Annotated in this window: 21 protein-coding genes; 8 read left to right on the plus strand and 13 right to left on the minus strand. The window is 73.6% G+C overall.

Features of this window, described 5'->3' with window-relative positions; all coding sequences use genetic code 11:
* The first annotated feature begins 29 nt into the window (after positions 1-29).
* A complete protein-coding gene (locus BLR33_RS19320; protein WP_093785767.1) occupies positions 30-824 on the plus strand; it encodes a metal-dependent hydrolase in 795 nt (264 codons plus the stop codon).
* A 30-nt stretch (positions 825-854) separates the two neighbouring features.
* Here the strand turns inward: BLR33_RS19320 and BLR33_RS19325 are convergent, their stop codons facing one another.
* The gene (locus BLR33_RS19325) at positions 855-2,636 is read right to left on the minus strand and encodes an ABC transporter ATP-binding protein (RefSeq protein ID WP_093785768.1); all 1,782 of its coding nucleotides are present in this window, start codon (positions 2,634-2,636) and stop codon (positions 855-857) included.
* Positions 2,633-4,615, minus strand: a complete 1,983-nt coding sequence (locus BLR33_RS19330; protein ID WP_093785769.1) for an ABC transporter transmembrane domain-containing protein — start codon at positions 4,613-4,615, stop codon at positions 2,633-2,635. Before BLR33_RS19330 ends, BLR33_RS19325 begins: the two co-directional genes overlap by 4 nt.
* A gap of 398 nt (positions 4,616-5,013) precedes the next feature.
* Here BLR33_RS19330 and BLR33_RS19335 point away from each other — a divergent pair, with 398 nt between their 5' ends.
* Positions 5,014-6,405, plus strand: coding sequence for an alpha-amylase (locus BLR33_RS19335; RefSeq protein WP_093785770.1), 1,392 nt, complete (start codon positions 5,014-5,016; stop codon positions 6,403-6,405).
* Between the two features lie 100 nt (positions 6,406-6,505).
* Entirely contained in the window at positions 6,506-6,955 is a 450-nt protein-coding gene (gene mscL / locus BLR33_RS19340) for a large conductance mechanosensitive channel protein MscL (protein WP_093785771.1), read from the plus strand.
* Here the strand turns inward: mscL and BLR33_RS19345 are convergent.
* The gene (locus BLR33_RS19345; RefSeq protein WP_093785772.1) at positions 6,945-7,454 is read right to left on the minus strand and encodes a MarR family winged helix-turn-helix transcriptional regulator; all 510 of its coding nucleotides are present in this window, start codon (positions 7,452-7,454) and stop codon (positions 6,945-6,947) included. The two genes, mscL and BLR33_RS19345, sit on opposite strands and share 11 nt — an antisense overlap.
* A gap of 96 nt (positions 7,455-7,550) precedes the next feature.
* Between BLR33_RS19345 and BLR33_RS19350 the strand changes: the two genes are divergently transcribed.
* A complete protein-coding gene (locus BLR33_RS19350; protein ID WP_407639702.1) occupies positions 7,551-9,377 on the plus strand; it encodes an ABC transporter ATP-binding protein in 1,827 nt (608 codons plus the stop codon).
* A 64-nt stretch (positions 9,378-9,441) separates the two neighbouring features.
* Here the strand turns inward: BLR33_RS19350 and BLR33_RS19355 are convergent, their stop codons facing one another.
* The 5 genes from BLR33_RS19355 to BLR33_RS19375 all read right to left on the minus strand — a co-directional run bounded on the left by BLR33_RS19355 (position 9,442) and on the right by BLR33_RS19375 (position 14,646).
* A complete protein-coding gene (locus tag BLR33_RS19355; protein ID WP_093785773.1) occupies positions 9,442-10,089 on the minus strand; it encodes a LutC/YkgG family protein in 648 nt (215 codons plus the stop codon).
* Positions 10,086-11,609 carry a lactate utilization protein B gene (locus BLR33_RS19360; RefSeq protein WP_093785774.1) on the minus strand — a complete coding sequence of 508 codons (1,524 nt, stop codon included), beginning with the start codon at positions 11,607-11,609 and terminating at the stop codon, positions 10,086-10,088. The genes BLR33_RS19355 and BLR33_RS19360 overlap by 4 nt, the downstream gene beginning before the upstream one ends.
* Complete coding sequence (locus tag BLR33_RS19365; RefSeq protein WP_093785775.1) at positions 11,606-12,385, minus strand: (Fe-S)-binding protein; 780 nt, start codon at positions 12,383-12,385, stop codon at positions 11,606-11,608. Before BLR33_RS19365 ends, BLR33_RS19360 begins: the two co-directional genes overlap by 4 nt.
* A gap of 261 nt (positions 12,386-12,646) precedes the next feature.
* On the minus strand, positions 12,647-13,828 hold the full coding sequence (locus BLR33_RS19370; protein WP_093785776.1) for an NAD(P)-binding domain-containing protein: 1,182 nt from the start codon (positions 13,826-13,828) through the stop codon (positions 12,647-12,649).
* 41 nt (positions 13,829-13,869) lie between these two features.
* The gene (locus BLR33_RS19375; RefSeq protein ID WP_093785777.1) at positions 13,870-14,646 is read right to left on the minus strand and encodes a glycoside hydrolase family 3 N-terminal domain-containing protein; all 777 of its coding nucleotides are present in this window, start codon (positions 14,644-14,646) and stop codon (positions 13,870-13,872) included.
* Positions 14,647-14,783: 137 nt separating this feature from the next.
* On the opposite strand from BLR33_RS19375, the gene BLR33_RS19380 reads away from it, so the two are divergent.
* Positions 14,784-16,085: an amidase gene (locus BLR33_RS19380; RefSeq protein ID WP_093785778.1), complete on the plus strand. Its 1,302-nt coding sequence runs from the start codon at positions 14,784-14,786 to the stop codon at positions 16,083-16,085.
* 26 nt (positions 16,086-16,111) lie between these two features.
* Entirely contained in the window at positions 16,112-16,534 is a 423-nt protein-coding gene (locus tag BLR33_RS19385; RefSeq protein WP_093785779.1) for a YjbQ family protein, read from the plus strand.
* 161 nt (positions 16,535-16,695) lie between these two features.
* Here BLR33_RS19385 and BLR33_RS19390 read toward each other — a convergent pair whose 3' ends face one another.
* A complete protein-coding gene (locus tag BLR33_RS19390; RefSeq protein WP_093785780.1) occupies positions 16,696-17,760 on the minus strand; it encodes an ATP-dependent DNA ligase in 1,065 nt (354 codons plus the stop codon).
* Positions 17,761-17,840: 80 nt separating this feature from the next.
* On the opposite strand from BLR33_RS19390, the gene ligD reads away from it, so the two are divergent.
* Positions 17,841-18,851 (plus strand): non-homologous end-joining DNA ligase, encoded by a 1,011-nt coding sequence (gene ligD, locus BLR33_RS19395; RefSeq protein WP_093785781.1) that lies wholly within the window; start codon positions 17,841-17,843, stop codon positions 18,849-18,851.
* Positions 18,852-19,179: 328 nt separating this feature from the next.
* On the opposite strand, the gene BLR33_RS19400 is transcribed toward ligD, so the two are convergent.
* The 4 genes from BLR33_RS19400 to BLR33_RS19415 all read right to left on the minus strand — a co-directional run bounded on the left by BLR33_RS19400 (position 19,180) and on the right by BLR33_RS19415 (position 21,980).
* On the minus strand, positions 19,180-20,064 hold the full coding sequence (locus tag BLR33_RS19400; protein ID WP_245771513.1) for a MauE/DoxX family redox-associated membrane protein: 885 nt from the start codon (positions 20,062-20,064) through the stop codon (positions 19,180-19,182).
* A gap of 12 nt (positions 20,065-20,076) precedes the next feature.
* A complete protein-coding gene (locus tag BLR33_RS19405) occupies positions 20,077-20,706 on the minus strand; it encodes a cell wall protein (RefSeq protein WP_093785782.1) in 630 nt (209 codons plus the stop codon).
* Between the two features lie 25 nt (positions 20,707-20,731).
* Positions 20,732-21,154 carry an RlpA-like double-psi beta-barrel domain-containing protein gene (locus BLR33_RS19410; protein ID WP_093785783.1) on the minus strand — a complete coding sequence of 141 codons (423 nt, stop codon included), beginning with the start codon at positions 21,152-21,154 and terminating at the stop codon, positions 20,732-20,734.
* Between the two features lie 316 nt (positions 21,155-21,470).
* A complete protein-coding gene (locus BLR33_RS19415; RefSeq protein ID WP_093785784.1) occupies positions 21,471-21,980 on the minus strand; it encodes an Lrp/AsnC family transcriptional regulator in 510 nt (169 codons plus the stop codon).
* A gap of 317 nt (positions 21,981-22,297) precedes the next feature.
* On the opposite strand from BLR33_RS19415, the gene BLR33_RS19420 reads away from it, so the two are divergent.
* A complete protein-coding gene (locus BLR33_RS19420; protein WP_245771514.1) occupies positions 22,298-24,013 on the plus strand; it encodes a hypothetical protein in 1,716 nt (571 codons plus the stop codon).
* Positions 24,014-24,057 lie beyond the last annotated feature (44 nt).

The raw sequence follows: 24,057 nt of genomic DNA on the forward strand, positions 1-24,057 counted from the left end.
GGCGGCCGAATCGGGGGGACTGCACCACCATGATGGGACCAGCGCACTCACTGTCGGGGGCGACTGCCTGGCTGGCCGTCGGCGCCGTCGCGTCGGGCCTGGGCGACCCGATGCCCTGGCCGACGCTCGTCGTCGGCGCGCTGATCTGCGCGGGTGCGGCGCTCGCCCCGGACCTGGACCACCAGGCGGCGACCATCTCCCGCGCCTTCGGCCCCCTGTCCCGGCTGGCCTGCAAGATCATCGACGGACTCGCCCACGCCACCTACCGCAGCACGCGCAAGACGGGCGACCCGCGGCGCTCCGGCGGCCACCGCACCCTGACCCACACCTGGCCCTGGGCCGTGCTGCTCGGCGCCGGCTGCTCGGCCGCCGCCGTCTACGGCGGCCGCTGGGCAGTGCTGGCGATCCTCTTCGTGCACATGGTGCTCGCGGTCGAGGGCCTGCTGTGGCGGCAGGCCCGCGTCTCCAGCGACGTGCTGGTCTGGCTGCTCGGCGCGACCAGCGCCTGGATGCTCGCCGATGTGCTGGACGACCCGGGCAACGGCAAGGCGTGGCTGTTCACCCAGCCCGGCCAGCACTACCTGTGGATCGGCATGCCGATCGTCCTGGGCGCGCTGGTGCACTGCGTCGGGGACGCCCTGACCGTGTCCGGCTGCCCGATCCTGTGGCCGATACCGATCGGCCGCAGGCGCTGGTACCCGGTGGGGCCGCCGAAGTTCATGCGGTTCCGGGCCGGCAGCTGGGTGGAGGTCAAGGTGCTCACGCCCGCGTTCTTCGTGATAGGCGGAGCGAGCGCCCTGGGCGCGCTGGGCGTCTTCAGCTAGCCCGCCCTCCACGCCGGTGCCGGGCGCGGCTCAGCCGTGCCAGGAGCGCCACAGGGCGGCATAGGCGCCGTCGGCGGCGACGAGCTCGTGGTGGCTGCCGAGTTCGCTGATCCGGCCCTCCTCGACCACGGCGATGACGTCGGCGTCGTGGGCGGTGTGCAGGCGGTGCGCGATGGCGACCACCGTGCGGCCGTCCAGGACCCGGGCGAGCGAGCGTTCCAGGTGCCGGGCCGCCCGCGGGTCGAGCAGCGAGGTCGCCTCGTCCAGCACCAGCGTGTGCGGGTCGGCGAGCACCAGGCGGGCCAGGGCCAGCTGCTGGGCCTGGGCCGGGGTGAGCGACACTCCGCCGGAGCCGACCTCGGTGTCCAGCCCCTGGCCGAGTGCCCGCGCCCACTCCTCGGCGTCGACCGCCCGCAGCGCCTGCCACAGCTCCTGCGGCCCGGCGTCGGCGCGGGCCAGCCGAAGGTTGTCGCGCAGGGTGCCGACGAAGACGTGGTGCTCCTGGTTGACCAGGGCGACGTGCTCGCGGACACGCTCGGCGGGCATGCGGGCCAGCGCGGCACCGCCCAGGGTGACCTCGCCGGTGCGCGGGGCGTAGATGCCGGCCAGCAGCCGCCCGAGGGTGGACTTGCCCGCGCCCGAGGGGCCCACCAGGGCGATCCGGGTGCCCGGCGGCACGCTGAGGGTGACCTCGTGCAGGACGTCCGTCCCGCTGCGGTAGCCGAAGCGCACCCGGTCGGCGGCGACATGGCGGCCGGCGGGGGAGAGCGAGGCGTCGCCGCCGTCCACGGCGATCTCGCGTACCCCCACCAGGCGGGCCAGCGACGCCTGGGCGGTCTGCAACTCGTCGTACCAGCGCAGCATCAGCCCGATGGGGTCCACCAGCATCTGGGCGAACAGCGCGCCGGTGGTGAGCCGGCCGGGCGTGATCCACCCGTGCAGGGCGAAGGCGCCGCCGATCATCAGGACCGAGGTGAGGATCACGACATGGGTCAGGTTGACCACCGGGAAGAGCACGCTGCGCAGCCACAGGGTGCGCCGCGACCAGCCGACCCAGCGGCTCAGGTGGCGCCGGGACAGCTCCTCGCGGCGAGCGCCCAGACCGTGCGCCTCAATGGTGCGGCTCGCGTCCACGGACTCGGCGAGCGCGGCGGACACCGCGGCGTAGGAGGCGACCTCCGAGCGGTAGGCGCTCGGAGCGCGCCTGAAGTACCAGCGGCAGCCGGCGATCAGCAGCGGGGCAGCGACGAGTACCGACAGCGCGAGCAGCGGTGAGGTCACGGCGAGGGCGCCGAGCAGCAGCAGCGCCCACAGCACCGCCACGGCCAGCTCCGGCACCGCCTCGCGCATTGCCTCCGACAGCCGGTCGACGTCCGTGGTGATCCGCGAGAGCAGATCACCGGTGCCGGCCCGCTCCAGGACGCCCGGCGGCAGGGCGACGGCGCGCACGAGGAAGTCCTCGCGCAGGTCGGCGAGCATCTGCTCGCCCAGGATCGCCCCGCGCAGCCGGACCAGACGCACGAAGTACGCCTGCACGACCAGCGCGGCCAGGAAGATGCCGACGGTGCGGGTGAGGTGGATGTCGCGGTGGCCCTCGGACAGGTTCTGCACGAGGGTGCCGAGCAGGTAGGGGCCGGCGGTCGAGGCGATCACGGCGCCGGCGTTGGCCGCGAGCAGCAGGGCGAAGGCGCCCCGGTGGCGGCGGGCGAGCTCGCGCACGTAGGACCGCACGGTGGCGGGGGAGCCCACGGGGAGGATCGGGGCCGGCTCCGGCAGCTCCGGGTCGGCCTCCGGCGGTGGTGCGCCGATCATGCGGTCTCCTCCGCGAGGTCTGTGTGCGCCGGGTCCGCCGTTTCGCCCGGCGCCGGCTCGTCGTCCGACGAACGGGTGACGACGGCCCGGTAGCCGGTATGGGTGGCGAGCAGGTCGTGGTGGCGGCCCGTCGCCGCGACCCGGCCGCCGTCGACGAAGACGACGAGGTCCGCCCGGTCGAGCACGAGCGGGCTGGAGGTGAACACCACCGTCGTACGGCCCGCACGCACCTGCTTCAGGCCGTGGGCGATCCGCGCCTCGGTGTGGGCGTCGACCGCGGACGTCGGCTCGTCGAGCACCAGGACCTGCGGATCGGCGACGAGCGAGCGGGCCAGCGCCAGTCGCTGCCGCTGGCCGCCCGAGAGGGATCTGCCGCGCTCCAGGATGTGCGCCCGCATCACATCGCCCGATGCCGCGTCACGACCCGTCAGCGTCCGGGAGAGCGCCTCCAGGACGTCGTCGCACTGCGCCGCCCGAAGGGCCTCGCCGGGGGTGACGCGGCCGGAGCGGGGCACGTCGAGCAGGTCGGCGAGGGTGCCGGACAGCAGCACCGGGTCCTTGTCGTGGACGAGGACGGCGCGCCGCGCCGATGCCAGGGGCAGGGCGTCGAGTTCGCGGCCGTCCAGCAGGACCGACGGCCGGCCGCCGGCGTCCGGGGCGTGCCCGCCCAGCCGGTCGGCCAAGCGCCCGGCGACGTCCGGATCGCCGCAGACCACGGCCGTCAGCAGCCCGGCCGGCGCGCGCAGCCCGGTCGAGGGGTCCGCCAACTCGCCCGAGGGCGCGGCAGGTTCGCCCGCCGCCGGGTCCACGTCGGCGGCCGAGCGCGAGGGCCCGTCACCTGGTGCACCCGGGCCCGGGCGGGCGGCCGGGCCCGGAACGAAGGGCGCCCCCGCCGCCGACTCCGCCGCTCCGGCCGTAGCCCGCTCCGGCTCACCGGCCTCCTCGAAGGCGCGCGCGTCCCCCTGCCCGGCCGGCCCGTCCGCCCGTCGCAGCGCCAGCAGCCGCGCCGCCCGCCTCGCCGAAGGGCGCGAGAAGGACCAGGCCATGGCGATCTCCTGGAACCGCTGCAGCGGGAAGAAGAGGAAGGACACCGCGCCGTACACCGTGACGAGCCCGCCCACGGGGATGTCGCCGCTGAGCGCGAGCCGCGCCCCGTACCAGGCGACGGCAACCAGCAGCAGCCCCGGAAGGGCCACTTGGACCATCGAGATCAGCGCCCACATCCGGGCGCTGTGCACCGCCGCCCGGCGCACCTCTTGCGACATCCGCCGGTAGCGTTCGAGGAACAGCTCCTCGCCGCCGATGCCGCGCAGCACCCGCAGGCCCGCCACCGTGTCCGAGGCCAGCTCCGTGGCCCGCCCCGACTTCTCCCGCTGGACGTCCGCCCGGCGGGTGGCCGCGGGGAGGAGCGGGAGCACCGACAAGGCGAGCAGCGGCACCGAGGCGGCGACGACGATGCCGAGCGCCGGCTCGTACACCAGCAGGGCGACCGCGACGCCGAGCGTGGCGAGCACCGCGGAGCCGAAGCGGGCCAGCGCCTCGACGAACCAGCTGATCTTCTCCACGTCACCGGTGCTGACCGCGACCACCTCGCCCGCCGCCACCTGCCGGCCGAGCACCGCGCCGAGCTCGACGGTCTTGCGGGCCAGGAGTTGCTGCATCCGGGTGGTGGCGCTGATCCAGTTGCCCACCGCGGTGCGGTGCAGCATGGTGTCGCCGAGCGCGGTGAGCAGGCCGAGCAGCAGCATCGCCGCGCCGCACAGCGCCAGCCGGGTCCCCGAGCGGTCGATCACCGCCTGCACCGCGACTCCCACGGCGGCCGGGAAGCAGGCCACCGCGGCCATGTGCAAGGTGCCCCAAGCGGTCGAGGCCAGCTGACCGCGCCACTGACGCAGCTCCAGCCACAGCAGCAGACGGAAGCCGGACCGCGCGTCGGGCTCACCCGGGTCGGCGTGGGGAAGGCTGCGGAGCGAGGGCATGGCGTCCTGGTTTCCGGTGGCGGCGGGATGCGGCAACGGGCAGCAGAAGGCAGGGCGATACCCGGATAAACCATGCCGGGACCGACCGCGAACCGTGCAAGGTTCCTAGGATTCCGCCCCGAGGGGCAAACGGTTTTCCGTAGCCGTAGCGGCTCCCCCCTGCGCTGCCGCCGAAGGCCCGGCCCCCCGGCGGCAGCCGCGCCTTCGGCGGCACGGCAACTCCTTGCGGTAACCCCCGGAAACTTCTTCCGGCGCCCGTATTGACGTGCCCACGTCGCCAGGGGCACGCTCCTGGGCGGAGCCCCGGGGGACCGCGGGGCTCCCCACTCCCCGTGGCGGCCCGGCGCGTGGCTGCCTTCGAGGGCATCTGTGCTGCCCGCCTCCCGAAGGAGCCGCCCATGAGATCCCGCGTCCTGAACGGCGCACTCGCCGTGCTCGTCGCCGCCACCGGTCTGGTCGCCGCCGGCCAGCAGCAGGCCCAGGCCACCCCACCCGGCACCAAGGACGTCACCGCCACCCTCTTCGAGTGGAACTACGCGTCGGTGGCCCACGCCTGCAGCACCCAACTCGGCCCCGAGGGCTACGGCTTCGTCGAGGTCTCCCCGGCCACCGAGCAGATCCAGGGCGGCCAGTGGTGGACCTCCTACCAGCCGGTGAGCTACAAGCTCAGCAACCGCCTGGGCGACGAGGCGGCGTTCTCCGCCATGGTCGCCGCCTGCCACAGCGCGGGCGTCAAGGTCGTCGCCGACGCCGTCATCAACCACATGTCGGCGGGCTCGGGCACCGGCACGGCCGGCACCGTCTACAGCAAGTACAACTACCCCGGATACTACGAGGACCAGGACTTCCACACCTGCCGCACCGACATCACCGACTACACCAACCGCGACAACGTCCAGAACTGCGAGCTGGTGGGCCTGGCGGACCTGAACACCGGCAGTGACTACGTGCGCGGCACCATAGCGGCCTATCTCGACCACCTGATCTCCCTCGGCGTCGACGGCTTCCGGATCGACGCGGCCAAGCACATCGCCGCGAGCGACCTCGCCGCCATCAAGTCCCGCCTGTCGAACCCGAACATCTACTGGGCGCAGGAGGTCATCTACGGCGCCGGCGAGGCCGTCCAGCCGACCGAGTACGAGGGGACCGGCGACGTGGACGCCTTCCAGGGCGCCTACGACCTCAAGCGGATCTTCACCAGCGAGAAGCTCGCGTACCTCAGCAACTGGGGCGAGGCGTGGGGCGCCGGCTACCTGCCCGGCAACAAGACGCGCACCTTCGTCAACAACTGGGACACCGAGCGCAACGGCTCGACGCTCAGCTACAAGGACAACGCCACCTACACCCTGGCCAATGTCTACATGCTCGCCTGGCCCTACGGCTCACCGGAGGTGACCTCCAGCTACGAGTTCTCCGACAACGACGCCGGCCCGCCGAACAACGGCCAGGTCAACGCCTGCTACACCGACGGCTGGAAGTGCGAGCACGCCTGGCCGCAGATCGCCGGCATGGTGGGCTTCCGCAACGCGGTCGCCGGCACCGGGGTGACGAACTGGTGGGACGACGGCAACAACGCCATCGCCTTCGGCCGCGGCAGCAAGGGCTATGTCGCGATCAACCACGAGGGCGGCGCGATCACCGAGACGTTCACCACCTCGCTGCCGGCCGGCAGCTACTGCGACGTCCAGCACACCGGCACCAGGTACACCGTTGGCTCCGACGGCCGCTTCACCGCGACCATTGGCGCCGGCGACGCGGTGGCGCTGTACGTGGGAGGGCCCTGCGGCTGACCCGGGAACGGGACGGGACACGTCCGGGATTGGCCCGCGCGCGGCCGGAAACGGCACACTGTGTGCCGCCAAGATCCCGGTCACAGAGGAGTACCCCCGCATGAAGGGCTTTCGCGCATTCCTGCTGCGCGGCAACGTCGTCGACCTCGCCGTCGGTATCGTCGTCGGCGCGGCCTTCACCACCCTGGTGAACGGCTTCGTCAAGGCGTTCCTGACGCCGATCGTCGGGCTGGTGAGCGGCGCGACGGGCGACTTCAGCAAGAAGTCGTTCCACGCCTCGGCGGTCACCTTCCCCTACGGGATATTCATCGACGCGCTGATCAGCTTCGTGATCGTCGCCGCGGTGATCTACTTCCTGGTGGTGCTGCCGATGAACCGCATGCAGGAGAAGTTCTTCCCCAAGGCCTCGGGAGCGCCGATGCGCGAGTGCCCCGAGTGCCTGACCGCCGTGCCGGCCGCCGCCAGGCGGTGCAGCGCCTGCACGGCGGTCATCGCCCCCTCTGTCGTCGCCCAGGGCGGCGAGGCGGGCCCGACCGGCGTCACGAAGTAGCCGGCGCGTCCGCCTCCAGGGCGTCGAGGAGGCCCGACAGGGCGGCGCGCTGCTCGGCGTCCAGGGGCGCGAGGAGTTCGGCGGCCGCCGCCCGCCGGGCGCCGCGCAGCGCCGCGAGGGCCTCCACGCCGCGCGGGCGCAGCTCGATCCTGATCGCACGGCGGTTGCCGGGGTCCGGCAGGCGCCGCACGAGCCCCAGCTCCTCCAAGGCGTCCACCAGGGTCGTCACGGCCCGCGGCACGACATCCAGGCGCTGGGCGAGGTCGGCCATCCGCGGCGGCTCCTCGCAGTGCGCCAGGGTGCGCAGCAGCCGGGCCTGGGCCGGGGTGATGCCGAGCGGGTCCATCAGCCGGCGCTGCGAGCGGTGCAGGCGGCGGCTGAGCTGCAGCAGCTGGTCGGCCAGGCGTCCGGTGACCTCGTCGGTGCCCGGGGCGGTACCGAGGGCCGGCGCGTGGCCGTGACCTGGGGCCGCGTCGGCCGGGGCGGTGCAGGAGTCCATGGCTCCAGGCTATCAGGAACACCGTTCATTGTGAGTATAGGTAACAATGACCTACACTCTCATTGTCCGCGTCCCCCTGCCTTCCCAAGGAGCCCTTTGCGCCCCGAGAACGATCTCGCCTCGCGCTGGACGCCGCCCAAGCGGCAGCCCGGCGGACGCAACGACGTCCGCCGCATCATGCGCCTGTTCCGCCCCTACCGCGGACGGCTCGCCTTCGTCGGATTCCTCGTCGGCCTGTCCTCCCTGGTGTCGGTCGCCTCGCCCTTCCTGCTGCGGGCGATCCTGGACACCGCCATCCCCCAGGGCCGCACCGGCCTGCTCGCCCTGCTCGCGCTGGGCATGATCGCCACCTCCGTCGCCAACGGCGTCTTCGGCGTCCTGCAGACCCTGATCTCCACCAGCGTCGGCCAGCGCGTCATGCACGACCTGCGCACGGCCGTCTACGAGCGCCTGCAGCGCATGTCGCTGGCCTTCTTCACCCGCACCCGCACCGGCGAGGTGCAGTCCCGCATCGCCAATGACATCGGCGGCATGCAGGCCACCGTCACCTCCACCGCCACCTCGCTGGTCTCCAACCTCACTGCCGTCATCGCCTCGGTGGTGGCCATGGTCGCCCTGGACTGGCGGCTGACCGTGGTCTCCCTGCTGCTCCTGCCCGTCTTCGTGTGGGTGGCCAGGAAGGTCGGCCGCGAACGCAAGAAGATCACCACCGAGCGGCAGAAGCAGATGGCCGCCATGTCGGCGATCGTCACCGAGTCGCTGTCGGTCAGCGGCATCCTGCTCGGCCGCACCATGGGCCGCGCCGACTCCCTCACCCGCGACTTCGCCGCGGAGTCGGAGAACCTGGTGGACCTGGAGGTGCGCTCCAACATGCAGGGGCGCTGGCGGATGGCGGTCATCGGCATCGTCATGTCCGCCATGCCCGCGCTGCTGTACTGGGCGGCCGGCCTGACCAGCAGCCATGGCGGCGGTATCACCATCGGCACCCTGGTCGCCTTCGTCTCCCTCCAGCAGGGCATGTTCCGCCCCACCGTGTCGCTGCTTGCCACCGGCGTGCAGGTGCAGACCTCCCTGGCGCTCTTCCAGCGCATCTTCGAATACCTCGACCTGCCGGTGGACATCACCGAACGCCCCGACGCGGTGACCATCGAGCACCCCCGCGGCGCCATCCGCTTCGAGGACGTCGACTTCGCCTACGACCCCGACGCCGAGCCGACCCTGCGCGGCATCGATCTCGACGTCCCCGCGGGCGGCAGCCTCGCGGTCGTGGGTGCCACCGGCTCCGGCAAGAGCACCCTGAGCTACCTTGTGCCGCGCCTGTACGACGTGACCGGCGGCCGCGTCACCATCGACGGCACCGACGTGCGCGACCTCAGCTTCGACACCCTGGCGGCGACCGTCGGCGTGGTCTCCCAGGAGACCTACCTCTTCCACGCCTCCGTCGCCGAGAACCTGCGCTTCGCCAAGCCCGAGGCGACCGACGAGGAGATCACCGCCGCCGCCCGGGCGGCCCAGATCCACGACCACATCGCCGCCCTGCCCGACGGCTACGACACGGTCGTCGGCGAGCGCGGCTACCGCTTCTCCGGCGGCGAGAAGCAGCGCCTCGCCATCGCCCGCACCATCCTGCGCGACCCGCCCGTACTCATCCTGGACGAGGCGACCAGCGCGCTCGACACCCGCACCGAGGCGGCCGTCCAGGACGCCATCGACGCCTTGTCGGCCGGCCGCACCACCATCACCATCGCGCACCGCCTGTCCACGATCCGCGACGCCGACCAGATCGTCGTCCTGGACGAAGGGCGCATCGTGGAGCGCGGTTCGCACGACGAACTCCTCGCCCAAGGCGGCCGCTACGCCGCCCTGATCCGCCGCGACACCGACCTGGCCACCGCGGCGGACAGCGCCGCAACGGCCGCCTGACACCCCGTCAGGCACCTGGGAGGGCACGGGACGGGTGCCGGGCCGGGCAGGTCGGCACAGTGGCTCAGACGGCCGCTGAGACCAGCACGACATCGAGGGTGCGCGGGCCGTGCACACCCTCGACCCGGTCCAGCTCGATGTCGCTGGTGGCCGAAGGCCCCGAGATCCAGGTGAGCGGCCGCGCCGGGTCCAGCCGCGGCAGCGCCTGGGGGACGGCGGCCACGACCTGCTCCGGCGCGCGCACCACGCAGACATGGTGGTCGGGCACCAGGGTGATTCGGCGCACCCCCTGGTCGGGCGAGCCGTCCAGGACGATGGTGCCGGTCTCGGCGATCGCCACGGCGCAGCCGGTCACCACCGAGTCGATCGCGTCCAGCTCCCGCGCGGTGATGTCCGCGCCCGCGGTCGTCACCTCCACCCCCGCGACCTGCGACAGCCACTCCTGCGGCAGCCCGGGCGGGACGACGGCGGTGCGGCTGCCGTGGTCGGCGAGCAGCCGCGCCACGGTGCCGGCGATGTCGGCCGGGGCGGCCCTGTGGACGTGGGCGCGGTAGTCGGCCAGGTGCTCGGCGAGCAGGTCGGCCGTCTCCTGGGGCGTGCGGTCGCCGTGCTCCTGCAGGTAGTCGCGGGGGACCGGGACGTCCTCGGGCCGGTCGCCCAGGGCGGCCCGGATGCGGCGGAGCACCTCCGTACGGCTGCTGCTGCCGGTCACTGCGCCCCGCCCTTCTCTCCGGTGTCCCGCGCGGGCGCTCCGGTCCGCCCGGCCCGCTCCTTCTCGTGCTCCCGCCACCAGTCCCGGAAGGAGCCCGCGGGCACCTGCGGCAGGTCCCGCCGGTCGGTCCACGCCCGGCCCGCGGGGGTGGGCAGCCTGCGGGGGTGCAGCCGGCGGGTCCGCGCGGCCAGGTACTGCGTGGCGCGCCAGGCCACCGGGTGGTCCAGCGTCACCAGGGCGGCCCGCATGGCGGCGCGTTCGGCGGCGTGGCCCTTGGCCGGCTTGATGGTGGTGCGCCGCCCCGCGGTGACCACCTCGCCGCCCTGGGCGACGCGCTCGCGCAGGTGCACCAGGATGCTGGGGATGTCGATGGCGACCGGGCACACGTCGTAGCAGGCGCCGCACAGGCTGGAGGCGTAGGGCAGCGAGGCGTCCAGGGCGTCGGCGGTGCCGCGCAGTTGGGGGGTGAGGATGGCGCCGATCGGGCCGGGGTAGGCCGAGCCGTAGGCGTGGCCGCCGGCGCGCTCGTAGACCGGGCAGACGTTCAGGCACGCCGAGCAGCGGATGCAGCGCAGCGCCGGGCGTCCTTCGGTGTCGGCGAGGGTGTCGGTGCGCCCGTTGTCCAGGAGCACCAGGTGGAAGGTTCTCGGGCCGTCGCCGTCCGTGGTGCCGGTCCACATCGAGGTGTAGGGGTTCATCCGCTCGGCGGTGGAGGAGCGCGGCAGGGTCTGCAGGAAGACCTCCAGGTCGCGGAAGGTCGGGACGACCTTCTCGATGCCGACCACCGAGATCAGCGTCTCGGGCAGGGTCAGGCACATCCGCCCGTTGCCCTCGGACTCCACGACCACCATGGTGCCGGTCTCGGCGACCATGAAGTTCGCCCCCGAGATGCCGACCTTGGCCCGCAGGAACTTCTCCCGCAGGTGCAGCCGGGCGGCCTCGGCGAGGTCCGCCGGGGTGTCGCTCAGCCCGTCGGGCGCCGGACGGCCCCACTCGCCCATCGCCGTGCGGAAGATGTCGCGGATCTGGCTGCGGTTCTTGTGGATCGCCGGCACCAGGATGTGCGAGGGGCGGTCGTCGCCGAGCTGGACGATCAGTTCGGCGAGGTCGGTCTCGTAGGCGCTGATGCCCTCCACGCGCAGGTGGTCGTTGAGGCCGATCTCCTGGGTGGCCATGGACTTGACCTTGACGACCTCGGTCTCCCCGGTGGCCCGCACGAGTTCGGTGACGATCCGGTTGGCGTCGGCGGCGTCGACCGCCCAGTGCACGGTCCCGCCGGCCGCGGTGACCGCGGCCTCCAACTGCTCCAGATAGGTGTCCAGGTGCCGCAGGGTGTGGTCCTTGATGGCGGCGCCGGCCGCCCGCAGGCCCTGCCAGTCCGCCAACTCGCCGACCGCGCCCGCCCGCTTGGCCCGGATGGTGTGCGTGGCGTGCGTGAGGTTGGCGCGCAGTTGCGCGTCCTTGGTGGAGGTACGGGCAGCCTCGGGGAAGGCCGGCAGGCCGAGGTAGGTGCCGCTCACCGGACCGCCCCGCTCACTGCGGGGGTGAAGGGCTGCTCCTGGGTGGAGGCCAGGATCTCCGCCAGGTGCACGGCCCGCATCGGCGCGTCGTCACGGCGCAGGATGCCGCCCAGGTGCATCAGGCAGGAGTTGTCCGCCCCACAGAGCACCGAGGCGCCGCTGTCCAGCGCGTGGCGCACCTTGTCCTCGCCCATCGCCACCGACACGTCCGGGTTCTTCACCGCGAAGGTGCCGCCGAAACCGCAGCACTCCTCCGCGCCCTCCAACTCGCGCAGTTCCAGGCCCCGCACGGCCTCCAGCAGCCGCCGCGGCCGGTCCCCGAGCCCGAGCATGCGCAGCCCGTGGCAGGAGGGGTGGTATGTGACGGTGTGCGGGAAGTAGGCGCCCACGTCGGTCACCTTGAGCACGTCCACCAGGAACTCGGTGAGTTCGTAGGTCTTCGGCGCCGCCGCGGCCGCGGCCTGCGACAGGCCGTCGTCGCGCCCCTCGGCGGCCGCCTTGCGGGCGATCTTCGGGTAGTTGTCGCGCACCATGGCCGCGCAGGAGCCGGAGGGCGTCACCACGTAGTCGTAGGGCGCGAAGGCGTCGGCGTAGCGACGCACCAGGGGCTCCGTCTGGTGCCGGTACCCGGTGTTGAACTGCGGCTGCCCGCAGCACGACTGCGCCGAGGGGAAGTCCACCTCGACACCCAGGCGCTCGAGCAGGGTGACCACCGCGCGGCCGGTGTCGGGGTAGAGCAGGTCGTTCACACAGGTCACAAAGAGGGCTACCCGCATGGTTCCTCCGCGCCTGCGGCCGCCGCGCCGCTCGCTTTTCGATCACACATGCCGCACATACTGCCGCAAGAAGCCCTGACATGGGAAGAAGACATCCGATGTTTGTTGCGGGGATGGCGGCAGAGGAGCCGGATCTCGATCCGCGTCCATGGGCGCGGGTACCCGTTCGCCTCCATGGACGCGAGCGGGCCCGCCTCAATGGGCGAGCGCCGCCCTTAAAAGGCGGATGTCCACGGTGTCCCACGATGCCGGTGCGCGAGCTCAGTTGGCAGCCATCGCCGCCAACTGGCCCGCGTCGCCGGTGGCCAGGGCTCCAGAGCCGCGGCCGTCGAGCAGCGCGCGGATCTCGCGTACGGCGGTGCGCCCGGCCCGGTTGGCGCCGATCGTGCTGGCCGACGGGCCGTACCCCACGAGGTGGATGCGCGGGTCCTTCACCACCCGGGTGCCCTCGATCCGCACGCCCCCGCCCGGCTCGCGCAGCCGCAAGGGTGCCAGGTGGTCCAGCGCGGCACGGAACCCGGTCGCCCACAGGATGACGTCCACCTCCAGGGTGCGCCCGTCGGCCCAGGCGACGCCGTGCGGTGTGACGCGGGCGAACATCGGCTCCCGGTGCAGGATGCCGCGCGCCTGCGCGTCCAGCACCGCCTCGGTCGCCGCCAGCCCGGTCACGCTGACCACGCTCTGCGGCGGCAGCCCCTGGCGCACCCGGTCCTCGACCAGGGCGACCACCGAGCGGCCCCAGTCCTCGGTGAAGGACATGTCACGGAAGACCGGCGGGCGCCGCGTCACCCAGGTGGTGCGGGCCGCGCCGCCGGGCGCGCCTAGTTCCATCAGCAGTTGCACCGCCGAGGTGCCGCCGCCCACGACGAGCACGTGCCGGCCGGCGAACTCGGCCGCGCCCCGGTAGCCCGCGGTGTGCAACTGGCGCCCCTGGAAGGTCTCCTGACCCGGGTAGTACGGCACGAAGGGCCGATCCCAGGTGCCGGTGGCGTTCAGCAGCGCGCGGGCCGACCAGGCGCCCTGGCCGCTCTCGATCCGCAGCCGTCCGCCTCCGTCCTCGCGTACGGCGGTGACGTCCACGGGGCGGCGCACCCACAGGTCGAAGGTCTCCTCGTAGCGGCGGAAGTAGTCGGCGACCACCTGGGCGGAGGGCAGGTCGGGGTCGGCGCCTTCCAGCGGCATGCCGGGCAGCGCGTGCACGCCGTGCGCCTTGGCGTAGGTGAGGCTCGGCCAGCGGTACTGCCAGGCGCCGCCGGGGCCGGGGGAGTGGTCCAGCACGACGAAGCCGGAGCCGGCCCGCAGCCCGGCCCGCCGCAGGAAGTACGCGGCCGACAGCCCCGCCTGGCCCGCGCCGATGACCGCAACCTCCACGGGCGTGGCGGGACCCGGCTCACCGCCCGCGGCGCCGGGCGCCCGCACCGCCGTCGTACCGAAGCCGTTCATGCTTCGTCCAACCCGGTGCCGGGCTGAAAGCTTCCCGCGGGTCAGCCCCTGGCCGCGGGCATCCGCGGGTCGGAGGCCCAGCGGCGCAGTCGGGCCACGCGGTCGGCGGCCTCCTCCAGCCGGTCGACCGGCAGGTCGCCGTCCGCCACCGCGCGGGCGGCCGCCGCCTGAATGGCGTCCCGGACGCCCGCGCCGCTGGCGGGGCCCAGCCGGATGAGGTCCACCCCGGCGATCCAGGCCAGCACGGCGGCGCCCGGAACGCCCCAGCCGTCGACGACCGAGGGCGCGTCGAGGATGTCGCTCACCACCACACCGCCGTAGCCCAGCTCGCCGCGCAGGACCCCGGCGATGGCCGGACCGCTGAGCGTCGCGGGCACGTCCGCGGTGATCGCCCGCACCCCGGCCGCCGCGCCCTCGGCGAAGGGCCGCAGGTTTCCCGTGCCGGTGAACGGGCCCAGGGCGGCGGCCACTCCGTGGACCTGCAGGTCGGTCACGAAGACGCGGGTGGCGTCCGCACGCGGGTAGGGCCGTACGCCAAGGTGCAGGTTCGCACCGGTCTCCATGAGCGCGGCCGCCGCCTCGACGCCGTCCGTCCCGGCCCCGTGCGGCCCCGAGTGGCCGGTCAGGGCGTCCGGCAGCACCGTGCGCACGGCGTCGGAGGCCGCCTTCGCTTCGGCGCCGAAAGCGTGTACGGCGGCGCCCGGCGTGCCGCGCTCCAGGCCGCGCAGGATCCACTCGGGCAGCCCCCGCCCGGTACCGCGCACGGAGGGCAGCAGGCACGAGTCGACCAGGACGGCGAGCCTGTGCAGCGTTTTCACGAAGTCCCCTTTCGCACGCGGCCGGCGGCGCCCCCGAATGGTACAGACCAATCTGCCGTGCGGGCAACGGAACCTCCGCGCGGCTTTCGCCCCCGCAGCCGCCCGGCCGCCAAGGCGCCTCTGGCAGGCTGGCGTTCGTGGACACCTGGACCTACGCGCCGGGCGGCGGGCCGTTCGCGACTCTTGACGAGCTGTGCGACCGGATCGACACCCTGGATGCGGACCTGCACGCCTTTGTCGCGGACTGCGAGACGTCCGAGGAGCGGCGCGTGCGGCTCGCCGCCGAACTGCGGGCGGTCCACGAGCGCTGGCCCGACCCGCGGGCCCGGCCCGCCCTGTTCGGCGTGGCCGTCGGCGTCAAGGACATCGTCAGGGTCGACGGGCTGCCCACGCGCGCGGGTTCGCACCTGCCCGCTGCCGCCCTGGCCGGCGCCCAGGCGGCGGTGGTCGACCGACTGCGTGCCGCCGGGGCGCTCGTGGCCGGCAAGACGGTCACCGCGGAGTTCGCCATTCTCGCGCCCGGCCCCACCCGGAATCCGCACCACCCCGCGCACACCCCCGGAGGTTCGAGCAGCGGCTCGGCGGCCGCCGTCGCCGCGGGGATGGTGCCGCTGGCGATCGGCACCCAGACGGTCGGCTCGGTGATCCGTCCCGCCGCCTACTGCGGTGTGGTCGGCTTCAAACCCACCGCGGCCCGCATCCCCGTCGACGGCGTCGTGCCCAACGCCCCGACCTACGACACGCTCGGACTGCACGGCCCGACGCCGGAGGCCGTCGAGACGGCCGCGAGCGTGCTCTGCGACGGCTGGCGGCCGGCCGAGGACACCGGCCGCAGGCCCGTGCTCGCCGTGCCCGAGGGCCCCTACCTGGAGCGCGCCGGCACCGAGGCCCGCGACGCCTTCGAACGCCATGTCGCCGCCCTGCGCGAGGGCGGCTTCACCGTCCGCCGCGCGCCCGCCTTCGCGGACTTCGAGCAGGACGTCGCCGACCTGTTCACCGTCAACCGGTACGAGGCCGCACGCAGCCACGCCGAGTGGTTCGAGGAGTACGGGCCGCTGTACCGCGAGGAGACCGCGGCCGTCGTCCGCCAGGGGCGGGCCATCACCCGGACGGAGTACGAAGAGGGTCTGCGCCGCCGGGACGCCTTCCGAGCCCGGCTGGCCGCGGCCACCGACGCCGCGGGGGCCGACCTGTGGATCTCCCCCGCCGCGACGGGGCCGGCACCGCGCGGCCTGGCCACCACGGGCAGTTCCATCATGTGCCTGCCCTGGAGCAGCGCCGGCTGGCCGTCGGTCAGCGTGCCCGCCGGGCGCGCCGCGAACGGACTGCCGCTCGGCCTGCAGCTCGCCGCCCGTCCCGGGAGCGACGAACTGCTGCTCCGCCGGGCCCGGCCGATCGCCGCGCTGATGCCGCCCACCGGCCCGCCCCCGGCACGCTGACGGCCCGCCGGGCCATCATGGGGGGCATGAGCGATCAGTTCCGTACACGGGTGGTCCAGGTGCACACCGGCGGCCAGGAGGTGGTCACCGACCTCACGGGGGAGTGCGAGGCGTTCCTCGGCGAGGTCGCCCGCGGCTCCGACGGGCTCCTGAACGTCTTTGTGCCGCACGCCACTGCGGGCATCGCCGTGATCGAGACGGGCGCCGGCAGTGACGACGACCTGCTCGCCGCTCTCGGCGACCTGCTCCCGGCGGACGACAGGTGGCGCCACCGGCACGGCCCCCGCGGCCATGGCCGCGACCACGTCCTGCCCGCACTCGTGCCGCCGCACGCCACCCTCCCTGTGATCGGCGGCCGCCTGGAGCTGGGCACTTGGCAGTCGGTCGTGCTGGTCGACACCAATGTGGCCAACCCCGACCGCAAGGTGCGCCTCAGCTTCCTGGGCTGAGTGGGCTGAACGCCATGGATGCGGGGGCAGGGCCGCACCCATGGCGTCGGATCATGCGAGCGGCCCGCGATCGCCGCCCCTGCGGCCCGAGGGCACCGGGCACCGCCGGACGAGACACCTCGCACACCGGGCGGCAGCGGTCGAGCAGCCCGGGCCCGGGCTCAGCCGCCGCTCAGGACACGGGCCAGGTCGTAGCGGACCGGCTCCTCCAACTGCGCGTAGGTGCAGCTCGAAGGGTCGCGGTCGGGCCGCCAGCGGCGGAACTGGGCGGTGTGCCGGAACCGGTCGCCCTGCATGTGGTCGTAGGCGACCTCCACGACACGTTCCGGGCGCAGCGGCACCCACGACAGGTCCTTCTTGCCGGTCCAGCGGCTGGGCCCGCCGGGCAGGCGGCCGGCCGCCTGCGCCTCCTCGCTGGCCCAGTCCTGCCAGGGGTGGCCTGCCACCGACTCCATCCGCAGGGGCGCCAGCTCCTCCATGAGCGCCTTGCGCCGCGCCATCGGGAAGGACGCGCACACCCCCACGTGCTGCAGCCGCCCGTTCGCGTCGTGCAGCCCCAGCAGCAGCGAGCCCAGCACCGGGCCGCTCTTGTGCGGCCGCAGCCCCGCCACCACGCAGTCCGCGGTCCGCTCGTGCTTGACCTTCACCATCACCCGCGCGCCCGGCTGGTACGGCAGGTCCGGCGGCTTGGCGACCACGCCGTCCAGACCCGCGCCCTCGAACTGCTCGAACCACTCTTGGGCCAGCTCCAGGTCCTCCGAGGCCGAGGTGACGTGCACAGGTGCGGCCGCGTCGTGCAGCGCGCGCTCCAGTGCCCGCCTGCGCTCCAGTTGCGGGGTGTCCATCAGAGAGCTGCCGCCCAGGGCGAGCAGGTCGAAGGCGACCAGGCTCGCGGGAGTCACCTCCGCCAGGTGGCGGACCCGGGAGTCCGCGGGGTGGATGCGCTCCAGCAGCGCGTCGAAGTCCAGCCGGCCGCCGCGGGCGATCACGATCTCGCCGTCCAGCACGCACCGCGGCGGCAGGTGCTCCCGCACGGCGGCCACCACTTCGGGGAAGTAGCGCGTCAGCGGCTTGCCCGAGCGGCTGCCGAGCTCCACCTCGTCGCCGTCGCGGAAGACGATCGCCCGGAAGCCGTCCCACTTCGGCTCGTAGAGCATGCCCGGCGGCACGCGGGCGGCGGACTTCGCGAGCATCGGCGCCACCGGCGGCATCACGGGAAGGTCCATGAGCGGATTGTCCGCCGGTGAGCGCTCCCGCGCCCGCCGGCCGACGCGCGCGCCCCGCGGATGCGGCCTAGCGTGAGGGCATGGCAGAGGCGCTGGAGCTCACCGTCGGTCGGCGCACCGTGCGCGTCACCCACCCGGAGAAGGTGTACTTCCCCGAGCGCGGCTTCACCAAGGGCGACGTCGCCCGCTACTACGCCGCCGTGGGCGACGGCGTGCTGCGGGTGCTGCGCGACCGCCCCACCACCATGGAGCGCTACCCCGAGGGCGTCACCGGTGAGTCCTTCTTCCAGAAGCGCGCCCCCAAGAACCTGCCCGACTGGATCCCGACCGGGCGCATCTCCTTCCCCAGCGGCCGCCACGCGGACGAGATCTGCCCCACCGAGGCCGCGGCCGTGGTGTGGGCGGCGAACCTCGGCTGCCTGACCTTCCACCCCTGGCCGGTGCGCAGGGCCGACACCGACCACCCCGACGAGCTGCGCATCGACCTCGACCCGCAGCCCGGCACCGGCTACGCGGACGCCGTACGCGCCGCCCTGGAGCTGCGCGACGTCCTCGACGGGCTCGGGCTGGCCGGCTGGCCCAAGACCTCCGGAGGGCGCGGCCTGCACGTCTTCGTGCCCATCGCCCCCGAGTGGACCTTCGTGCAGGTCCGCCGCTCCGCCATCGCCGTCGCCCGCGAGCTGGAGCGACGCGCGCCCGAGCGCGTCACCACCGCCTGGTGGAAGGAGGAGCGCGGCGCGAAGATCTTCGTGGACTACAACCAGACCGCGCGCGACCGCACCATCGCCAGCGCCTATTCCGTGCGGCCCCGCCCGCACGCCCCCGTCTCGGCGCCGCTGCGCTGGGACGAGGTGGAGAGCGCCGTCCCCGAGGACTTCGACATCGCCACGATGCCCGGCCGCTTCGCCGAGGTCGGGGACGTGCACGCCGACATGGACGAGCACGCCTACCGCCTGGACGCCGCCCTTGAGTTGGCCGCGCGCGACGAGGCGGAACACGGCCTCGGCGACCTCCCCTACCCGCCGGACCACCCCAAGATGGACGGCGAGCCCACGCGGGTGCAGCCGAGCCGGGCGAAGAAGCGGCCCTGACCAGTCGGCGGGCCTGACCACACGGTCTGCCTGACCCAACGGCGGCCCTGACCACGTGACCGGCCTGAGCACAAGGGCGTCGCGACCTGACCACATGGGCGTCGACTTCCGCGCAGCGACCCATGGTGCCCCGCGTGCCCCTTGGTGCGGCCCCGCCCGCCCTGTCCGCCGTAGCACGTTCCCGTTCCCGATCATGGCCGATACCGCGCGGTCGCACCTGCCCGAACCGTCCCCAGCGGTCCCCATCGCACCGAAAGGCGCCGCCACCCGCCCCGGAAGGGCGGCGGCGACGCCCGTCGGCGTCCTCCGGCCGGGAGCCGGACACTACTCAGACCAGTGGCAGCGGTGTCCTGAGCCCGGAGAGCGCCAGCAGGTCCAGCAAAATGGCCTCCTGGGTATCGTCGTCGATCACCGAGACCCGCACCGCCGGGCTCGGCGAACTGTCGATCGTCGCCTCCTCGTCGAGCGCGAACAGGACGCTGACCGGCCGCGCGCCGCGCTCGTCCTGATGGACGCCCGCGAAGCGCAGCACCCGCCAGCCCTCGTCGTCCCAGTGGTCCAGCAGCGCCGAGCGGACGATCGGCGCCGACGCCTGCCAGGCGAGCGAGCTCTCCAGCAGCTCCACGCTCGCCTCCACCGGGACCCGGCGCCCCGAACCCGTGGGCAGCGGGGTGCCGAAGAGCCGCAGCCGCAGGCGCCGCACAGGCAGCCAGACCCGGTCGACGTCCCTGGAGACGGCCGCCACCAGGGCGGCCGCCGCGGCCAGCACCAGCAGCGACCAGCCGGGCCGGCCGGCGATCTCGTGCCACCAGGTGCCGCCGGCGAAGGCGGCGGCGACACCCCCGGCCAGCACCAGGACCGCCCGCACGAAGGAGCGCGTGCCGATCGGGCCCTCGTCGCGGGCGCTGCACCCGCACGAGGTCTCCGGCGCGGTCGCCCTGGCGTAGCCGAGGTAACCGGTGAAGCCGGCGCCCAGCACGGCCGTGGCGACGCCGGGCACCACCGCCGAGGGTGCGGCGAGCAGGCCCGCCGCGACGGCGGCCTCCAGGGCGCCCACCGCCCGCAGGGCGAAGGCGGCGCGGTGCCTGTTGCCGAGCACCCGCACCAGGACGGTGTTGGCGGCGATCTGGGCGGTGCGGCGGCCGAACAGCTTGGCCGCGCCCGTGGCGGCGAGCAGCAGCCCGCACACCAGGGGAGCCAGGTCCTGGATCATTCCCGCGCCTCCTCAGTGGCCGACCGTGACGCGGGCGATGTCCACGGTGTCGTCCTCCGGCCGCCAGGCGCCCAGCACCTGGGCCGACTGCCCGATCCTCACCCGGGACAGGTCGGGCGTCAGGGCGCCGCCCAGGTAGGAGGCGGTGGTGGTCTCCGGCACGATCCGCCCGACCACCTCGTGGTCTGCGCTGCCGTGCGTCAGGTGCAGCCGGTCCTTGGCGATGCCGCGGACCGTGCAGAACAGGTTGACGATGTTGACCCACACCGCGTCGGCCGCGATGGTCCCGTCGGGCATGTCGACGCCCCTGGCGTACAGGCCGTCGCCGGTCCTGATCGCGTCCGCCGTGGTGGTGCGCAGCTTCCAGATGCTGGTGGCGTTGGTCAGCTGGATCAGGTGCCGGTCGCCGTAGGAGCCGGCGACCTCCAGCACGCTGCCCTTGATCGCGGTGATCCTGCCCTCCGCGAAGGCGGACTTGGCGATCGCCGGGTCGAGGGAGGGTATGGGCGCGGCGAATGCGGCGTCGGCGTCCAGGCCGCCGAGGGCCGAGGCGCCCACGATGGTGGCGCCGCCGAGGGCGGCGGTGGTCAGGAAGCGCCGGCGGTCGAAGCCGCGGCGGGCGGGGTCGTGACGGTCGGTCATGTCGGTGCTCCTCCTGCCGGTCGGTTCACTCGTAGATGTAGACCGGCAGCTTGCCGGAGCTGAGGTTCCCGATGGCCGAGAAGGCCGCGGGGGTCAGGTCGATCACGCGGTTGGTGCGGCAGGCGCCGTTGCAGCAGGTGGCCTCGCCGCAGAAGCTCTGAGTGCGGGGCCCGCAGTCGGAGACGGTGACGCACACCGTGGCCCCCGAGCACTGGTGCTTGACGTTCATCACCGAGCCGCATGCGCGCCGCGCGATGCTCTCCCCGCACAGGTCGGGCCGGGTGATGTCGAAGCACGCCTGCGAGGTGTTGGGCCAGGCGGCCTGGTGGGCGCTGGACTGGCAGGTGCCGCAGGCGCCGGTGCCGGCGCTCCCGCACGGGCCCCAGGAGCTGCCGCAGCAGAACCAGGTGGTCTCTCCTGCCCAGAGGCTGGTCGATCCGCAAGCCATGTCGAATCCCTTCACTGGCACAGGCTGGTGACCTGTGCATGACAAATCGATCGGCACGGGCGCGCCGCAGTATGGGGGTCTGCGGCGAGCCGTGAGGGAGGCGCCGGGGTCGGCGGGAGTCCTGGTGTCACACGGGAATTACATGAGCATGACAATCTGACTCGCCGTACCTGAGGAGCCCCAGCTGTGCCGGGTGCGACGAATGGGTCGGCAGTGCAGGTGGAACACCGCCATGATGCGCGCTTCTACGCGCGTCCGCCAGAGGACCGGCACCCCCGGATGGGGCGCCCGGGCGGCGCCCCATCACGTCGCGGACCTAGCGAACCACGGGCTGGTCGGTGGGGCCGCGCTGGCCGGGCACCTCTGCGGCCAGGGATTTCACCAGCGGCAGCATCCGCTCCGGCACCCGCTCGCGCAGGGCGATCTCGGACCGCGTCCGCAGCACTCCGGGAACACCGATCAGCCGCTGGATCACGTCCTCCAGGTGCGCGTTGTCGCGGGCCACCACCCGGGCGAGCAGGTCGCCGCCGCCGGTGATGGAGAACGCCTCCACCACCTCGGGCACCTCGGCCAGCGCCTCGCCGACGTGGTCGAGCCGGCCCTGCGTCACCTCGATGCGCACGAAGGCGAGTACGGGGTGCCCGAGCGCCGCAGGGAACACACGCGGGCCGGCCGCGGCGATCACGCCCTCGCGTTCGAGCCGGTCCAGCCGCGCCTGGAGGGTGCCGCGGGCGACACCCAGGATGCGGGCGTACTCCCGTACGCTGGTGCGCGGCTGCTCCAGGAGCAGCCGCAGGATACGCGCGTCCAGCGCGTCGACGGGCATGGGGCGGTGCTCCCTTTCGCGGCAGTGTAGTTGGCATATTCACCGTACCGACGGCCCGCGCTCCCGACGATCATTTCGAGCCACCGCGCGGCGGCCGCCACCAGGACCCCGCCCGGCCGCGCCGTGAAATAGTTCACCCCGACGGGAACCGGGCGGGCGCGGGCGCAATCTTCCCCTTTACGGGCACGTTGCGGCGGGGCGGCACCAAGCTCCGCCCGCCGCGCGCGGCCCGCGTGCGCCAGGGGGCGGTCGGGCTGCCCGACGACCCGTCATCCACCGATCGTTTGGTCTACGCACGGAAAGAGGGGGGCTTCGCGGTGTCTTGGGATGCGCAGGGCGCGGCCGGGAGTTCGGGAGGGTACGGCGGGGGCTCCGGGGGACCAGGGGGATACGGCGCGCCCGGTGGCCATGGAGGCGGGGCGGGGGCCTACGGGCCACCCGGCAGCCAGGGCGGCTACGGCAACTACGGCGGTTACGGCGGCGGGGGTTACGGCGGACCCGTACCGCCGCCGCCCTCGGTACCGCCCAAGCTGCCCGCCGACCCGCTGCGCGCGGTCGCCGTCGGCCTGCTCAACCTCAGCGGCCTCGGCATCGGCTACGCCCTCGTGCGGCGCTGGTTCGCGATGGGGGTGTGCTGGGTGGCCACCGCCGTCCTGCTCGTCGTCGCCCTGCCCGCGGACCCTGACGGCGTGTCCACCGGGGTCGTCGTCGCCTACCTCGTCTTCCTGGTGCTCGCCGCCCTCCACGGTGCCTTCCGCGGCCTGCGCACGCGCCTGTCGCTGCTCCCGCTCGCGCCCGTGGCCGCCGTGCTCGGCCTGGTGCTGCTCGCGGTGCCGGCCGGCGGTGTCGCCCTCTACGACGGGGCCCGCGACGACGCCACGCAGAAGATGCTCCTGGACCGCCTCGCCAAGGCCGACACCCTGGTGGCGACCGCCAAGGCCAAGTCCTTCGCCGGCGGCGAGCCGGAGTACAAGGAGGCGCTGTCGGCCTACCGGGACCTCAAGGACCACCACCCGGGCTCCAAGGCGGCCAAGCTCGTACCCGACCGCATGAAGGCGTACTACGAGGCGATCGCCACCCCCTACGACCAGCGGCAGTACTGCGACGCGGTCACACCGCTGACGTACCTGCGCAACGTACCCGCGCGCTTCGGCAAGGGCCTGGACACCCGACTGGCCGCCTCGCCCGACGACAAGCTCGCCACCTCCCTGTACGAGTGCGGCGTGAAGGACCTGGACGGCAACGGGGCCACCGCCACCGGCGGGGACGAGAGCGACCTCGGCGAACTGCTCACCACGTTCCCGAACTCCCCGCAGGCCGCCAAGGTCGAACCGGCCGTCAGCTCCTCGATCACCAAGGCGGCCAAGGGCATCAAGGGCAGCGACCCCTGCGCGGCGAACGACTCGGTGCGGGGCCTGGGCTCCTACGCCGACCGCCTCGCCGGCAAGGCGGACGGCGACACGGCCACCGCTCTCGGCAAGGACGGCGACCGGGCCGACGGCTACCTGGAGTCGGGCACCTACGCCTGCGGCGTCCACCAGTACAAGGCCGGCGACTTCGGCACCGCCGTCGACACGATGAACGGCTTCGTCGGCACGTACCCGCACGCCAAGAACCGCGCGCTCGCCAAGAAGATCGTCATCGCGGCCGAGGTCGCCCAGTCCGACGCGGCCGCCGGCAAGCACCTGCCCACCCTGGCCTCCGGCGGCAGCCTGTCGCTGACGGTGAGCAACGACAGCCCCGACTCGGTGGAGATCCTCTACACCGGCACGGTCACCGGCAGCTTCACCCTTCCGGCGTGCGGGAAGTGCTCGGAGTACAGCAGCGAGTCGCTGGCCACGGCGAGCGCCTGCAAGGACAGCGGCAAGCACTACCCGAAGAAGACGGTCCACCTGCCACCGGGGACCATCTACCTGCTGCACAAGCCCACCGGCGGCTCCACGGCGACCTCCAGCGCCGACTCCGAGAAGCTCCGGTCGGGCAACTACTACACCGACTGCGCCTACACGGTGCAGACACTCGCGGGCTTCTGACGGCTGTCCGCCCGGCGGCGGCATCGCCACGACGCGCCGTCCCC

The organism is Actinacidiphila guanduensis (assembly GCF_900103985.1).
Taxonomy (GTDB): Bacteria; Actinomycetota; Actinomycetes; order Streptomycetales; family Streptomycetaceae; genus Actinacidiphila; species Actinacidiphila guanduensis.

Bases quoted from the DNA above. Each gene is read 5' to 3' on its own strand.
- BLR33_RS19320 (WP_093785767.1), top strand. From the start codon at position 30: ATGATGGGACCAGCGCACTCACTGTCGGGGGCGACTGCCTGGCTGGCC.
- BLR33_RS19325 (WP_093785768.1), bottom strand. From the start codon at position 2,636: ATGATCGGCGCACCACCGCCGGAGGCCGACCCGGAGCTGCCGGAGCCG.
- BLR33_RS19330 (WP_093785769.1), bottom strand. From the start codon at position 4,615: ATGCCCTCGCTCCGCAGCCTTCCCCACGCCGACCCGGGTGAGCCCGAC.
- BLR33_RS19335 (WP_093785770.1), top strand. From the start codon at position 5,014: ATGAGATCCCGCGTCCTGAACGGCGCACTCGCCGTGCTCGTCGCCGCC.
- mscL (WP_093785771.1), top strand. From the start codon at position 6,506: ATGAAGGGCTTTCGCGCATTCCTGCTGCGCGGCAACGTCGTCGACCTC.
- BLR33_RS19345 (WP_093785772.1), bottom strand. From the start codon at position 7,454: ATGGACTCCTGCACCGCCCCGGCCGACGCGGCCCCAGGTCACGGCCAC.
- BLR33_RS19365 (WP_093785775.1), bottom strand. From the start codon at position 12,385: ATGCGGGTAGCCCTCTTTGTGACCTGTGTGAACGACCTGCTCTACCCC.
- BLR33_RS19370 (WP_093785776.1), bottom strand. From the start codon at position 13,828: ATGAACGGCTTCGGTACGACGGCGGTGCGGGCGCCCGGCGCCGCGGGC.
- BLR33_RS19385 (WP_093785779.1), top strand. From the start codon at position 16,112: ATGAGCGATCAGTTCCGTACACGGGTGGTCCAGGTGCACACCGGCGGC.
- BLR33_RS19390 (WP_093785780.1), bottom strand. From the start codon at position 17,760: ATGGACCTTCCCGTGATGCCGCCGGTGGCGCCGATGCTCGCGAAGTCC.
- ligD (WP_093785781.1), top strand. From the start codon at position 17,841: ATGGCAGAGGCGCTGGAGCTCACCGTCGGTCGGCGCACCGTGCGCGTC.
- BLR33_RS19400 (WP_245771513.1), bottom strand. From the start codon at position 20,064: ATGATCCAGGACCTGGCTCCCCTGGTGTGCGGGCTGCTGCTCGCCGCC.
- BLR33_RS19405 (WP_093785782.1), bottom strand. From the start codon at position 20,706: ATGACCGACCGTCACGACCCCGCCCGCCGCGGCTTCGACCGCCGGCGC.
- BLR33_RS19410 (WP_093785783.1), bottom strand. From the start codon at position 21,154: ATGGCTTGCGGATCGACCAGCCTCTGGGCAGGAGAGACCACCTGGTTC.
- BLR33_RS19415 (WP_093785784.1), bottom strand. From the start codon at position 21,980: ATGCCCGTCGACGCGCTGGACGCGCGTATCCTGCGGCTGCTCCTGGAG.